A 13,964-nucleotide genomic window follows, 5' to 3' on the forward strand; every position below is an offset into this window, starting at 1 on the left:
GGCCGTGTCCGGCGGTGTGCCACGTCCTTCGGAGGGGGCGCGGCACACCGCCGGCGTGCCTACGCCGTCAGGCGGGCGATCGCCTCTTGCACCGTGAGCTCCTCGCGCTCGCCGGTCCTGCGGTCCTTCAGCTCGACGACGCCCTCGCCGGCGCGCCGCCCGGCCACCAGGATCTGCGGTACGCCGATCAGCTCGGCGTCGGTGAACTTCACGCCCGGGGAGACGCCGGCCCGGTCGTCGACCAGGACGCGGACGCCGGCGGCGGCCAGCTTCCCGGAGACGTCGAGGGCCAGTTCGGTCTGCAGGGCCTTGCCGGCGGCGACCACGTGGACGTCGGCCGGGGCGATCTCCCTGGGCCAGACCAGGCCCTTGTCGTCGGCGTGCTGCTCGGCGAGGGCGGCGACCGCGCGGGAGACGCCGATGCCGTAGGAGCCCATGGTGACGCGGACCGGCTTGCCGTTCTGGCCGAGGACGTCGAGCTTGAGGGCGTCGGTGTACTTGCGGCCCAGCTGGAAGATGTGGCCGATCTCGATGGCGCGGTCCAGCTTCAGGCCGGTGCCGCACTTCGGGCAGGGGTCGCCCTCCCGCACGACCACGACGTCGACGTACTCGTCGACCTCGAAGTCGCGGCCGGCGACGACGTTCCTCGCGTGCACGTGCTCCTTGTTGGCGCCCGTGATCCACGCGGTGCCCGGCGCCACGCGCGGGTCGGCGAGGTACCTGACCTTCTCCAGGCCCTGCGGGCCGACGTAGCCGCGGACCAGGTCCCGCCGGACGGCGAAGTCCTCCTCGGTGACCATCTCGACGACCGCCGGGGCGAAGTGCGCCTCGACCTTGTCCATGTCGACCTCGCGGTCGCCGGGGACGCCGACGGCGACGATCTCGCCGTCCACCTTGATCAGGAGGTTCTTCAGGGTGGCGGAGGCCGGGACGCCGAGGGAGGCGGCGAGGGTCTCGATGGTCGGGGTGTCCGGGGTGGGGATCTCCTCGGCCGCGGGCACGCCGGAGGCGTCCTGCGGCTTCAGCTCGTAGGCGATCGCCTCGGTGTTGGCGGCGAAGTCGCAGTTCGGGCAGTCCGCGAAGGTGTCCTCGCCGGCCTCGGCCGGGGCGAGGAACTCCTCCGACCTGGAGCCGCCCATCGCGCCCGCGGTCGCGGCGCAGATGCGGTAGTCGAGGCCGAGGCGCTCGAAGATGCGCTGGTAGGCCTGGCGGTGCAGGGCGTAGGACTCGGCGAGGCCCTCGTCGGCGAGGTCGAAGGAGTACGAGTCCTTCATCAGGAACTCGCGGCCGCGCAGGATGCCCGCGCGGGGCCGGGCCTCGTCCCGGTACTTGGACTGGATCTGGTACAGGATGACCGGGAGGTCCTTGTAGGAGGACGCCTGGTCCTTCACCAGGAGCGTGAAGATCTCCTCGTGGGTGGGGCCGAGGAGGTAGTCGCCGCCCTTGCGGTCCTGCAGGCGGAACAGCTCGGGGCCGTACTCGTCCCAGCGGCCGGTCGCCTCGTACGGCTCGCGCGGCAGCAGGGCGGGGAGCAGCACCTCCTGGGCGCCGATCGCGTCCATCTCCTCGCGGACGATGCGCTCCACGTTGGCGAGGACCTTCTTGCCGAGCGGCAGCCAGGACCAGATGCCGGCGGCGGTGCGGCGCACGTAGCCGGCGCGGACGAGCAGCTTGTGGCTGAGGACCTCGGCGTCCGCCGGGTCGTCGCGCAACGTCTTCGCCATCAACTGGGACATGCGCTGGACCGGTGCGTTCGCCATGGTTCTCGTATCTCCTGCTGCTGGGGGTCCCCCGCTCGGGCGGAGCCGGGAGCTCGGGGAGGGTGATGGCAAACGAGGTTAACCGGGCGGTCCGGCGCGGCGGAAATCGGTTATCGCCTGCGCAGCGGCAGCGGGGCGCCCATCACGGCGTACGGCTTGGGGGCGCTGGGGAAGAGGACCTGGCGGGCGAGGTCCCGGTAGCCCAGGGAGCGGTACAGGGCGCGGGCGGGGCTGTCGGTGTCGATCGCGGAGAGGATCGAGCGGGGTTCGGCGGCGCTGTCGGTGATCGTGGTGATCAGGGAGCGGCCGATGCCGCGGTTCTGCCAGTCCGGGTGGACGTGCAGCTCGGTGATCACGAAGGAGTCGTCGAGCCACCCCTCGTGCCCCTCGGCGCGCAGGTACGGCTCGACGATCGTGGACCACCAGTGGGCGCGGTCGTTGGGCATGCCGTAGACGAACCCCACGAGGCGGCCCTGCCGGGTGGTGGCGCCGAGGGCGCGGGCGCCGGGGTGGGTCATGTGGCGCAGGACGATCTGGCGGCGTACGGCGACTTCCTCGGCGCCCAGGCCGAACGCCACCGCCTGGACGGCGAGGGCCTCGTCGACGTGGGCGGAGAGGTCCAGGGGGCCGATCACGAGGTCCATGGCGGGGAGCCTACAGGGGTTGCGGCGGCGTCCGGGGGGCCGGTGGCACGGGGCGCGCGTGCCCGCGCGGCGAAGTCGCGCGCCGCGGGCCCCGCGGCCGCGGGTGCCCTCAGAACAGCACGCTCATGAAGGCGCCGGCCTCCTGGAAGCCCACGCGCCGGTACGTCCTTCTGGCCGCCGTGTTGAAGTCGTTGACGTACAGGCTCACCACGGGGGCCACGTCCGCCAGCGCGTAGCGCAGGACCGCCGCCATGCCCGGTGCCGCCAAGCCCCGGCCCCGGTACTCGGGGGCCACCCACACGCCCTGGATCTGGCAGGCGCGGTCCGTGGCGGCGCCGATCTCGGCCTTGAAGACGACCTTGCCGTCGGCGTCGAACCGGGCGAAGGAGCGGCCGGAGCCGACGAGTTCGGCGACCCGGGCCTGGTAGAGCAGGCCGCCGTCGCCGGCCAGCGGGGAGACGCCGACCTCCTCGGTGAACATCGCCACGCACGCCGGCAGGATCGCCTCCATCTCGTCCTTGCGGACGCGGCGGACGCGGGGGTCCGGGGCGATGCCGTCGGGCATGCGGTCGGTGACCATGAGGGGCTGGTGGGCGCGGACCTCGCGGGCCGGGCCCCAGCTGGGTTCGAGCAACCGCCACAGCTGGGCGGTGGGTCCGGCGGGGCCGACGATGGAGGAGCAGCGGCGGCCGGCGCGCCGGGCCCGGTCGGCGAAGGCGCGCACCGCGCGCGGGGTGGCGCAGATGGGGACGAGGTTGGCGCCCGCGTAGCACAGGGACGTCAGCGTGCCGTCCTCGTACCAGCCCCACATCTCGCCGCCGAGCCGCCACGGGTCGAGCCCGGCGACCCGTACCCGGGACGTCACGAAGGCGTTGGCGACCGGCTCGCGGTCGAGTATGGCGAGTGCGGCGTCCAGGTCGTCCGGTTCGAGGACCCGGGAGGTGGTCTGCGTCAACACGTGCGGGGCCTCACACACTGGGGTCTGCTGATTTCCGCACTGTACCCGCCGGAAATGTGCCGCGCCGACCCCCCGGGGGGAGGCCGGCGCGATGCCCGGACGGGACGGCGGTGGGCGGCCGGGGCCGCTGTGCCTGCCGTGGCGGCGGGGCCGTCAGCCCGCGACGGCGACCGACGGCTCGCCGGAGGGCACGCCGTCCTTCTCCATCTGCGCGGCGAGCTTCATGGCCTCCTCGATCAGGGTCTCCACGATCTTGGACTCGGGGACGGTCTTGATGACCTCGCCCTTGACGAAGATCTGCCCCTTGCCGTTGCCGGAGGCCACCCCCAGGTCGGCCTCCCGGGCCTCGCCGGGCCCGTTGACCACGCAGCCCATCACCGCCACCCGCAGCGGCACGTCCATCCCGGTCAGGCCCGCGGTGACCTCCTCGGCCAGCTTGTACACGTCCACCTGGGCCCGCCCGCACGACGGGCACGAGACGATCTCCAGCCCCCGCTGGCGCAGGTTCAGCGCCTCCAGGATCTGGATGCCGACCTTGACCTCCTCCGCCGGCGGCGCCGACAGCGACACCCGGATGGTGTCCCCGATGCCCTGGGACAGCAGCGCCCCGAAGGCCACCGCCGACTTGATCGTGCCCTGGAAGGCCGGACCCGCCTCGGTCACCCCCAGGTGCAGCGGATAGTCGCACTGCTCGGCCAGCTGCCGGTAGGCCTCGATCATCACCACCGGGTCGTTGTGCTTCACCGAGATCTTGATGTCGCGGAAGTCGTGCTCCTCGAACAGGGAGGCCTCCCACAACGCGGACTCCACCAGCGCCTCCGGGGTGGCCTTGCCGTACTTCTGCAGCAGCCGCCGGTCCAGCGAGCCGGCGTTGACCCCGATCCGGATCGGGGTGCCGTGGTCCTTGGCCGCCCGGGCGATCTCCTTGACCTGGTCGTCGAACTTCTTGATGTTGCCCGGGTTGACCCGCACCGCCGCACAGCCCGCCTCGATCGCGGCGAAGACGTACTTGGGCTGGAAGTGGATGTCGGCGATCACCGGGATCTGCGACTTGCGCGCGATCACCGGCAGCGCGTCGGCGTCGTCCTGGGTGGGACACGCCACCCGCACGATCTGGCAGCCGGACGCGGTCAGCTCCGCGATCTGCTGCAGCGTGGCCCCGATGTCGGACGTCCGCGTGGTCGTCATCGACTGCACCGACACCGGCGCGTCCCCGCCCACCGCCACGGATCCGACCTGGATCTGCCGGCTCTTCCGGCGCTCGGCGAGCTTGGTCGGAACGGACGGCATGCCGAGAGAAATCGCAGTCATCTGCTGTGCAACCCCAAGTCGTGGATCAAGGTCCGGTCCCGTGAGCAGCGGGCTCCAGGGTTCGAGATTACGGCACGGGCGCCGGGCCGGGCACATCCCGTTGCCCGGCCCGCGCGGACGGCGGTGGCCCGGGCCGGAGCGCCCCGGGCCACCGCGAGCCCGTCGCGGCTAGGAGATCCTCACCGGATTGACCACGTCCGCGACGAGCACCAGGAGCGTGAAGCAGATGAAGATCCCGGCGACCACGTACGCCACCGGCATCAGCTTCGCCACGTCGAACGGGCCCGGGTCCGGGCGGCGCAGCAGCTTCGCCGTGTTGCGGCGCAGCGACTCCCACAGCGCGCCCGCGATATGGCCGCCGTCGAGCGGCAGCAGCGGGAGCATGTTGAACAGGAACAGGGAGAGGTTGAAGCCGGCGACCAGCATCACGAACATGGCCAGCTGCTGGGTCGGCGGGATGTCCAGGGTGAAGATCTCGCCGCCGACGCGGGCCGCGCCGACCACGCCCATCGGGGAGTCGGGTTCGCGCGGGCCGTCGCCGAAGGCCGCGTCCCACAGGGCGGGGATCTTGCCCGGCAGGGCGGCGATGGAGTCGACGGCCTCGCCGATCCGGTCCCCCATCCACGTCACGGACTGGCCGAAGTCCTGTTTCACGACGCCGGTGGCGGCGCTGAAGCCGAGGAAGCCGGCGGTGACGTACTCGCCCTCGACGATCTGCCCGTTGGAGTCCTTCTTCGCGACCTGGTTGGTGGCGATCGTCGCGTGCAGGGTCACCTCCTCGCCCTTGCGTTCGACGACGATCGGCACGTCCTCGCCGGGGTGGGCGCGGATGAGGTCGGAGAGCTCGTTCCAGCTGTCGGTGCGCACCCCGTCGAAGGCGACGATCCGGTCGCCCGCCTTCAGGCCGGCGGCCGCGGCCGGGGCGGCCGGGTCGGACGCGCGGCAGTCGTCGCGGTTCTCGCTCTGCGCGATGACGCACCGGGAGACCGAGCTGACCGTGGTGGTCTGCTGGGTGATGCCGAAGCCCATCAGGACGGTGAGGAACAGCGCCACCGCCAGGACCAGGTTCATGAAGGGGCCCGCGAACATCACGATCACGCGCTTCCAGGGGGCGCGCGTGTAGAACAGGCGGTTCTCGTCGCCGGGGCGCAGCTCCTCGAAGGACTGGGCGCGGGCGTCCTCGATCATGCCGCGCCAGGGCGAGGTGGAGCGGGCCTCCAGCCGGCCGTCGGGGCCGGGCGGGAACATGCCGATCATGCGGATGTAGCCGCCCATCGGGATGGCCTTGATGCCGTACTCGGTCTCGCCCCTGCGGCGCGAGAAGAGGGTCGGGCCGAAGCCGACCATGTACTGGGGCACGCGGATGCCGAACATCTTGGCGGTGGACAGGTGCCCCAGCTCGTGCCAGGCGATCGAGAAGAGCAGGCCGAACGCGAAGACGACTATGCCGAGGATGAACATCAGGGTCGTCATGCGCGGGCCTCCGCCGTCCGTGCCGCCAGTTCCCGGGCCCGGGTCCGCGCCCAGGTCTCCGCTTCGAGGACGTCCGCGACGGTCAGGGAGGTTCCCGCGCGCGGGACGCCGTGCTCCTCCACCACCCGGGTCACGGTCTCCATGATGCCGTTGAAGGGCAGCGCGCCGGCGCGGAACGCCTCCACGCACTCCTCGTTGGCGGCATTGAACACCGCCGGGGCCGTGCCCGCGAGCCCGCCCACGTGCCGGGCGAGGTCCACCGAGGGGAAGGCGTCGTTGTCGAGCGGGAAGAACTCCCACGTGGAGGCCTTGCTCCAGTCGAAGGCGGGGGCCGCGTCGGGGACGCGCTCGGGCCAGCCGAGGCCGACGGCGATGGGCCCGCGCATGTCGGGGGGCGTCGCCTGGGCCAGCGTCGACCCGTCCGTGAACTCGACCATCGAGTGGACGTAGGACTGGGGGTGCACGACCACCTCGATGCGGTCGAAGGGGATGTCGTAGAGCAGGTGCGCCTCGATCACCTCCAGGCCCTTGTTGACGAGGGTCGCGGAGTTGATCGTGATCACCGGGCCCATGGCCCAGGTGGGGTGGGCCAGGGCGTCCTCGACGGTGACGTGCGCGAGCTCCTCCTTGCTCCGGCCGCGGAAGGGGCCGCCGGAGGCGGTGACGACGAGCTTGCGCACGTCGGCGCGGGTGCCGGCGGCGAGCGCCTGGAAGAGGGCGGCGTGCTCGGAGTCGACCGGGATGATCTGCCCGGGCTTGGCGAGGGCCTTGACCAGCGGGCCGCCGACGATGAGCGACTCCTTGTTGGCGAGCGCGAGGGTGCGGCCCGCCTCCAGGGCGGCCAGGGTCGGGGCGAGGCCGATGGAGCCGGTGATCCCGTTGAGCACGGTGTGGCAGTCGGAGGCGGCGAGCTGTGCGGCCGCGTCCGGTCCGGCGAGGATCTCCGGGAGCGGCTCCCCCGTGCCGTACTGCGCGGCGAGCGCCTCGCGCAGCGCCGGTACGACGTCCGCGCGGGCGACCGCGACCGTGCGCACCCTCAGCCGGTACGCCTGCTCGGCCAGGAGGGCGACCCGGCCGCCGTTGGCGGACAGGCCGGTGACCCGGAAGCGGTCGGGGTTGCGCAGGACGAGGTCGATGGCCTGGGTGCCGATCGATCCGGTGGAGCCGAGGATCACCACGTCCTTCGGGCCGTCGCCCGCCACGGGGTCGTAGACGAGGTGCGGGTCGGCGAGGGGGGCAGGGCTGTCGCTCATCCCCCCATTGTGGCCGCACCGGGCGGGGGTCAGGACAGCGCGTCCCCGGGCGGGGCGTCCCCCGCCCCGGGGTTCCGCGGGGCGGGGCGGGCGGGGCGCGGGTCACCTGACGGGGCGGTGGACGTTCTCCTTCCGGGACGGTCCCGGGGTCGCGTCGGCGATCCACGGACCGTCGCCCGACGGGTCGACGATGCCGTGCTCCAGCCACTCGTAGCGGCCCGCCAGGACGTTCTCGACGACCCTGCGGTCGAGGTCGTCGGTGTTGGTCCACAGGCGGCCGAAGAGCTCCTCGACGCGGATGCGGGCCTGGCGGCAGAAGGCGTCGGCGAGCTGGTAGGCCTCGCGGCCGTGCTCGCCCCGGCGGCGCAGGTGTTCCGCGCGGACGCAGGCCGCGCTCATCGCGAACAGCTCCGCGCCGATGTCGACGACCCGGCCGAGGAAGCCCTGCTTGGTCTCCATCCGGCCCTGCCAGCGGGACATCGCGTAGAAGGTGGAGCGGGCCAGCCTGCGGGCGGTGCGCTCGACGTAGCGCAGGTGCGGCGAGAGGTCGATGCCGTGCCGGAACTCGCCGTAGGAGCGCGGCAGCTGGCCGGGGCCGGCGAGAAGCCTCGGCAGCCACCTGGCGTAGAAGGCGCCGGCCTGCGCGCCCGCCCGCGCCTTGTCGGACAGGGACTTGTCCGGGTCGATCAGGTCGCCCGCGACCGACAGGTGGGCGTCGACCGCCTCGCGTGCGATCAGCAGGTGCATGATCTCGGTCGAGCCCTCGAAGATGCGGTTGATCCGCAGGTCGCGCAGCATCTGCTCGGCGGGCACCGCGCGCTCGCCGCGGGCCCGGAGGGACTCGGCCGTCTCGAAGCCGCGGCCGCCGCGGATCTGGACCAGGTGGTCGGCCATCAGCCAGGCCATCTCGGAGCCGTAGAGCTTGGCGAGGGCGGCCTCGATGCGGATGTCGTTGCGGTCCTCGTCGGCCATCTGCGAGGACAGGTCGAGGACGGCCTCCAGGGCGAAGGTCGTCGCCGCGATGAACGCGATCTTCGAGCCGACCGCCTCGTGCCGCGCCACCGGCTTGCCCCACTGCTCCCGCGCGCCGGACCACTCGCGGGCGATCTTCAGGCACCACTTGCCGGCGCCGGCGCACATCGCGGGCAGCGAGAGCCGGCCGGTGTTGAGGGTGGTGAGCGCGATCTTCAGGCCGGCGCCCTCGGGGCCGATGCGGTTCGCGGCCGGGACGCGGACCCGGTGGAAGCGGGTGACGCCGTTCTCCAGGCCGCGCAGGCCCATGAAGGCGTTGCGGTTCTCGACGGTGATGCCTTCGGAGGCGGCCTCGACGACGAAGGCGGTGATGCCGCCGCGGTGGCCCTCGGACCTCGGCACGCGGGCCATGACGACGAGCAGGTCGGCCACGACGCCGTTGGTCGTCCACAGCTTGACGCCGTCCAGGACGTAGTCGTCGCCGTCCGGGACGGCGGTGGTGGCCAGGCGCGCCGGGTCCGAGCCGACGTCCGGCTCGGTCAGCAGGAAGGCCGAGATGTCGGTGCGGGCGCAGCGCGGCAGGAACGTCTCCTTCTGCTCCCGCGTGCCGAACAGCTTCAGCGGCTGCGGGACGCCGATCGACTGGTGGGCCGACAGCAGCGCGCCGATCGCCGGGCTGGCGGAGCCGGCCAGGGCGAGGGCCCTGTTGTAGTAGACCTGGGTCAGGCCCAGGCCGCCGTACCTGGTGTCGATCTTCATGCCGAGGGCGCCGAGCTCCTTGAGCCCGTTGATCACCTCGTCGGGGATCCGCGCCTCGCGCTCGATCGCCGCGCCGTCGACCTTCGTCTCGCAGAAGTCGCGCAGCTTGGCGAGGAACTCCTCGCCGCGCTGGACGTCCTCGTCGGCGGGCAGCGGATGGGGGTGGATGAGGTCGAGCCGGAAGCGGCCGAGGAACAGTTCCCTGGCGAAGCTCGGCTTGCGCCAGTCCTGTTCCCGGGCCGCCTCCGCCACCTGGCGGGCCTCACGTTCGGTGACGGCGGGTCGGGAGGGTGTGGTGGGAGCGGACATGAGGCTCACCTCGCCGCGAATCGGGTTCTCGGGCCTTTTGGTTACCGACGGGTGCTACCCGATCGTATGTACCCGATCCGGGGCGACCCCACCACCCCTCGCGCGGCCGTCCGGCCGTCGCCGGCCGGGCGCCGGGGCGGCCGGATCCCTTGCGGGCCCGGTGCCGGGGGCCTGCGCGCCCCCGCCGGGCGGCCTGCGCCGAACGAGCGACCGGGAAGCCGGCGGCGCCCGCGGCCCCAGGTGTTGCGCCGGGGGCCGTTCCGGGGGGACGGTGGCGTCCTCCCGTGCCCTCCCACGGCTCCTCGCGTCTCCCCGGCGGCCGTCGGCCGGGCGGGCCGCCGCCCCTGCCGCAGCGCGGTGAGGGAAAGGCTGTCGAAGCGCTTCGACAGCCTATGGACACCCACACGCGCTGGAGCTACTGTCGAACCACCCTCACCCGCATCTGTCAGCAGCGCGCACTGTCGAAGCGCTTCACAAGCTTGGAGAGCTGGATGGTCACCCTCGCCGAGGTCGCCCAGCACGCCGGAGTCTCGGCGAGCACGGTGAGCTATGTCCTCAGCGGCAAGCGCTCCATCTCCGCGACCACCCGGCAGCGGGTCGAGCGGAGCATCCGCGAGCTCGGGTACCACCCGAACGCCGGCGCCCGCGCCCTGGCCAGCAGCAGGTCGAACATCATCGCGCTGATGGTCCCGCTGCGCACGGACATGTACGTGCCGGTGATGATGGAGATCGCCATCGCGGTGGCGACCACCGCGCGCACGCACGGGTACGACGTGCTGCTGCTCACCGGCGAGGAGGGCCCGGACGCGGTGCGCCGCGTCACCGGCAGCGGGCTGGCCGACGCGATGATCCTGATGGACGTCGAACTCGACGACGAGCGGCTGCCGCTGCTGCGCGCGACCGACCAGCCGTCGGTGCTGATCGGGCTGCCCGCCGACACCTCCGGACTGACCTGCGTCGACCTGGACTTCGCGGCGACCGGCGCGCTGTGCGTGGAGCACCTGGCGAAGCTGGGGCACCGCGACATCGCTGTCATCGGCGAGGCCCCCGCGGTGTACGAGCGGCACACCGGCTTCGCGGAGCGCACCCTGGAGGGGCTGCGCACCCGGGCGCGGGAGCTGGGGCTGCGGCTGCTGCACCGTCCCTGCGAGGGCGGGTACGACGCGACGGCCGTGACCCTCGCCCGGATCTTCGACGAGCGGCCCGGCACCACGGGCTTCGTCGTGCAGAACGAGTCGGCGGTCGAACCGCTGCTCGCCCTGCTGCGCCAGCAGGGGCGGGCCGTGCCCGAGGACGTGTCGGTGGTGGCGGTCTGCCCCGACCAGGTCGCCACCCAGGCCTCGGTGCGGCTGACCTCGGTCGCCATCCCCGCGCAGGAGATGGGCCGGCACGCCGTGGAGCACCTGGTCGCCAAGCTCGACGGGCGCGGCAGCGACGAGGTCGTGCTGATCGCGCCCGAGCTGACGGTCCGGGCGAGCTCGGGGCCGGCGCCCGGCCGGCCGTAGCCCCGGGCCCGCCCGCGCGGCGGTCCGCCCGCACCGGGGCAGCCCCGCCCGCACCCCCGTCGGCGCCTCCCCCCGCCTCCTCCACCGGCCCGTCCGTTCTCCCTGCCGGTCTCCCTGCCCCGCGCTCCCTCGCCGGCGCCCCTGTCGGCATTCCCCTGCCCGCACTCCCCCTCAGGAGCACCCCTCGTGACTCAGCCTGCCGAGAACCGGCCCCAGCCGGGCGCGGTCAGCCTCGCCCAGTCCTCCCCCACCGTCGGCACGTTCCGCGAGCGGGACGGCGCGCTGGAGTGGAGCGGCCGCCAGGAGACCGTCCGGATCGAGCCGTGGGGACCGGACGCGGTCCGGGTCCGGGCCCGGCTCGGCGGGCCGGTCCTCGAAGGGCTGCCGGGCGCGCTGCTCGACGAGCCGCCGGCCGCCGAGAGCACGGTCGAGGTCGTGGACGGCACGGGGACGCTGACGGTCGGCGCGCTGACCGTCGAGGTCGACGCCGAGGGCATGATCCGTTTCCTGCGCACGGACGACCGCGCCGAGCTGCTCGCCGAGGAACGCGCCCACTTCTGGTGGCCCGGCCCCCGCCTCTACACCGCGGTCGGCAACGGCCACCACCGTCTGGAGCAGCGGTTCGCCGCCTACGACGACGAGCAGCTGTACGGCCTCGGCCAGCACCAGCACGGGCGGCTGGACCAGAAGGGCCTGGTGGTGGACCTGGTGCAGCGCAACGCCGAGGTCTCCATCCCGGTGCTCACCTCCAGCCGCGGCTACACGCTGCTGTGGAACAATCCCGCGATCGGCCGGGTGGAGCTGGCGCACAACGGCACCCGGTGGGTGGCGGACTCGGCCCGCCAGATCGACTACTGGATCACCGCGGGCGCCCCGGCCCAGGCGCAGCGCCGCTACAGCGCGGTGACCGGCCGCACCCCGATGCTGCCCGAGTGGGCGGCGGGCTTCTGGCAGTGCAAGCTGCGCTACCGCACCCAGGACGAACTCCTCGCCGTGGCGCGGGAGTACAAGCGCCGGAACCTGCCCATCGACGTGATCGTGTGCGACTTCTTCCACTGGACGCACCTGGGCGAGTGGAAGTTCGACCCGAAGGAGTGGCCGGACCCGGCGGCCATGGTGCGCGAGCTGGCCGAGCTGGGCATCAAGCTGGTGGTCAGCGTCTGGCCCTCGGTGTCCCCGCTGAGCGAGAACCACCGGCCGATGGAGATGAAGGGCTACTTCATCGGCACCCAGTACGGCCCGGCGGCCCACGCCGACTGGCCGGACAAGGAGGTCGCCGCCCCGGTCCAGGTGGCCTTCTACGACGCCACCAACCCCGAGGCCCGGCAGTTCGTGTGGTCGAGGGTGAAGGAGAACTACCTCGACCCGTACGGCATCACCGTGTTCTGGCTGGACGCCTGCGAGCCGGAGCTGAAGCCCGGCTTCCCGGAGAACCTGCGCTACTGGGCGGGCCCGGGCCTGGAGGTCGGCAACCTCTACCCGGCCGAGAACTCCCGCACCTTCCACGAGGGGCTGCGCGCGGCCGGCGAGCAGGAGGTGATCACCCTCAACCGCTCGGCGTGGGCGGGCAGCCAGCGCTACGGCGCCGCCCTGTGGTCCGGGGACATCGGCACCGACTTCGCGACCCTGCGCCGCCAGATCGCGGCCGGCCTGAACACGGCCCTGTCGGGCATCCCGTGGTGGAACACCGACATCGGCGGCTTCCACGGCGGCGACCCGGACGACCCGGCCTACCGCGAGGTGATGGTCCGCTGGTTCCAGTTCGGCGCGCTGTCGCCGCTGATGCGCCTGCACGGCTTCCGCGACCCGGGCATGCCGCTGGGCCCGGAGATGACCGGCGGCCCGAACGAGGTCTGGTCCTACGGCGAGGAGGCCGGCGCGATCCTGGAGAAGTACCTGCACCTGCGGGAGCGCCTGAAGCCGTACGTCCTGAGGGTCATGCGCGAGGCCCACGAGGAGGGCCTGCCGGTGATGCGGCCGCTGTTCCTGGAGTTCCCCGGGGACCGGGCGGCCTGGTCGGTCGACGACGCCTACCTGTTCGGCCCGGACCTGCTGGTCGCGCCCGTCCTGGAGGCGGGCGCGACGGCCCGCACGGTCCACCTGCCGGCGGGCGCGCGCTGGACGGACGCCTGGACCGGGCAGGTGTACGAGGGCGGCCGGCCGGTGACGGTGGACGCGCCGCTGGACCGTATCCCGCTGTTCCTGCGGGACGACGCCCGGCTGCCCGTCGCCGGGTGAGGCGGAGCGCGGCCCGCCCCCTCCGGCGGAGGGGGCGGGCCGCGCGGCCGTGCCGGGTCAGCTGCTGCTGACCGTCAGGTTGTTGGTGGTGAAGTCCAGGCCGCCGGACGACGAGGTGATCTCGTAGCCGAACTGCACGTCGCCGATGGTCTCGTTGCCCATCCAGCCCTTGGTGTCCTTGATCCACTTCAGGATCGGCAGGATGCTGACCGTGCCGGAGGTGGAGTCGGAGGTGCGCAGGAACGAGAAGACCTCGTTGGCGCCGTTGTTGCCCTTGTAGACGTTCCAGGTGTGGCCGCCGAGGGTGACGCTGCCCTGGGAGGTGCCCAGCGGGCCGACGGCCCCGTTGTAGTTCACCCAGAGCATGATCTCGTAGTCGTAGTCGGTGTCCCAGATGTCGTACGAGGTGTTGTACGCGCCGGACGACGGGACGGTGACGTTGTAGCTGCTGGTGAGCGAGGTGAGGGAGGTGATCGGCTTGTTGATCACCTTCTTGGCGTTGGGGTAGGACTTGATGCCGCCGGTGTTCGGGTGGTCGGCGTCGACGCCCCAGTTGGTGCCGGAGTTGGCCCAGATGCACTGGCTGCCGGCGCCGGAGCCCCAGATGTTGTTGTAGAGCGTGTAGCCGTTGAGCGTCGTGTTGCCCCACTGGTCGCAGGAGCTCCAGACGGCGGCCTGGGCGGGCGCGGCGGCCAGGCCGACGGTGGCGCCCAGGGCCAGGGCCGGGGCCAGCAGGGCCTTGGCCAGACGGCTCGGTGTGCGTGTTGCCATGGTGTCCCTTC

Annotated in this window: 10 protein-coding genes; 2 read left to right on the forward strand and 8 right to left on the reverse strand. The window is 72.7% G+C overall.

Translation table 11 applies throughout. From position 1 onward, the window contains the following. Positions 1 to 59 precede the first annotated feature (59 nt). The 7 genes from ACIBAI_RS20415 to ACIBAI_RS20445 all read right to left on the reverse strand — a co-directional run bounded on the left by ACIBAI_RS20415 (position 60) and on the right by ACIBAI_RS20445 (position 9,439). Positions 60 to 1,760 (reverse strand): proline--tRNA ligase, encoded by a 1,701-nt coding sequence (locus ACIBAI_RS20415; RefSeq protein WP_399036124.1) that lies wholly within the window; start codon positions 1,758 to 1,760, stop codon positions 60 to 62. Positions 1,761 to 1,870: 110 nt separating this feature from the next. Next, on the reverse strand, positions 1,871 to 2,404 hold the full coding sequence (locus tag ACIBAI_RS20420) for a GNAT family N-acetyltransferase (protein WP_344604203.1): 534 nt from the start codon (positions 2,402 to 2,404) through the stop codon (positions 1,871 to 1,873). Between the two features lie 109 nt (positions 2,405 to 2,513). After that, positions 2,514 to 3,362, reverse strand: a complete 849-nt coding sequence (locus ACIBAI_RS20425) for a GNAT family N-acetyltransferase (RefSeq protein ID WP_399036126.1) — start codon at positions 3,360 to 3,362, stop codon at positions 2,514 to 2,516. A gap of 153 nt (positions 3,363 to 3,515) precedes the next feature. Further along, entirely contained in the window at positions 3,516 to 4,673 is a 1,158-nt protein-coding gene (gene ispG / locus ACIBAI_RS20430) for a flavodoxin-dependent (E)-4-hydroxy-3-methylbut-2-enyl-diphosphate synthase (protein ID WP_344604199.1), read from the reverse strand. Positions 4,674 to 4,841: 168 nt separating this feature from the next. Beyond that, positions 4,842 to 6,134 carry a M50 family metallopeptidase gene (locus ACIBAI_RS20435; protein WP_399036278.1) on the reverse strand — a complete coding sequence of 431 codons (1,293 nt, stop codon included), beginning with the start codon at positions 6,132 to 6,134 and terminating at the stop codon, positions 4,842 to 4,844. A gap of 8 nt (positions 6,135 to 6,142) precedes the next feature. Then, positions 6,143 to 7,399: a 1-deoxy-D-xylulose-5-phosphate reductoisomerase gene (gene dxr, locus ACIBAI_RS20440; RefSeq protein WP_399036129.1), complete on the reverse strand. Its 1,257-nt coding sequence runs from the start codon at positions 7,397 to 7,399 to the stop codon at positions 6,143 to 6,145. 102 nt (positions 7,400 to 7,501) lie between these two features. Continuing rightward, positions 7,502 to 9,439 (reverse strand): acyl-CoA dehydrogenase family protein, encoded by a 1,938-nt coding sequence (locus tag ACIBAI_RS20445; protein WP_399036131.1) that lies wholly within the window; start codon positions 9,437 to 9,439, stop codon positions 7,502 to 7,504. Positions 9,440 to 9,930: 491 nt separating this feature from the next. Between ACIBAI_RS20445 and ACIBAI_RS20450 the strand changes: the two genes are divergently transcribed. Both ACIBAI_RS20450 and ACIBAI_RS20455 read left to right on the forward strand, forming a co-directional pair. Continuing rightward, positions 9,931 to 10,944 (forward strand): LacI family DNA-binding transcriptional regulator, encoded by a 1,014-nt coding sequence (locus ACIBAI_RS20450; RefSeq protein ID WP_399036280.1) that lies wholly within the window; start codon positions 9,931 to 9,933, stop codon positions 10,942 to 10,944. 186 nt (positions 10,945 to 11,130) lie between these two features. Further along, a complete protein-coding gene (locus ACIBAI_RS20455; protein WP_399036133.1) occupies positions 11,131 to 13,182 on the forward strand; it encodes a TIM-barrel domain-containing protein in 2,052 nt (683 codons plus the stop codon). A gap of 57 nt (positions 13,183 to 13,239) precedes the next feature. Here ACIBAI_RS20455 and ACIBAI_RS20460 read toward each other — a convergent pair whose 3' ends face one another. Beyond that, a complete protein-coding gene (locus tag ACIBAI_RS20460; RefSeq protein WP_399036135.1) occupies positions 13,240 to 13,953 on the reverse strand; it encodes a hypothetical protein in 714 nt (237 codons plus the stop codon). Positions 13,954 to 13,964 lie beyond the last annotated feature (11 nt).

The sequence above is a fragment of the Streptomyces sp. NPDC051041 genome (assembly GCF_044456065.1).
GTDB classification, from domain to species: Bacteria; Actinomycetota; Actinomycetes; order Streptomycetales; family Streptomycetaceae; genus Streptomyces; species Streptomyces glaucus.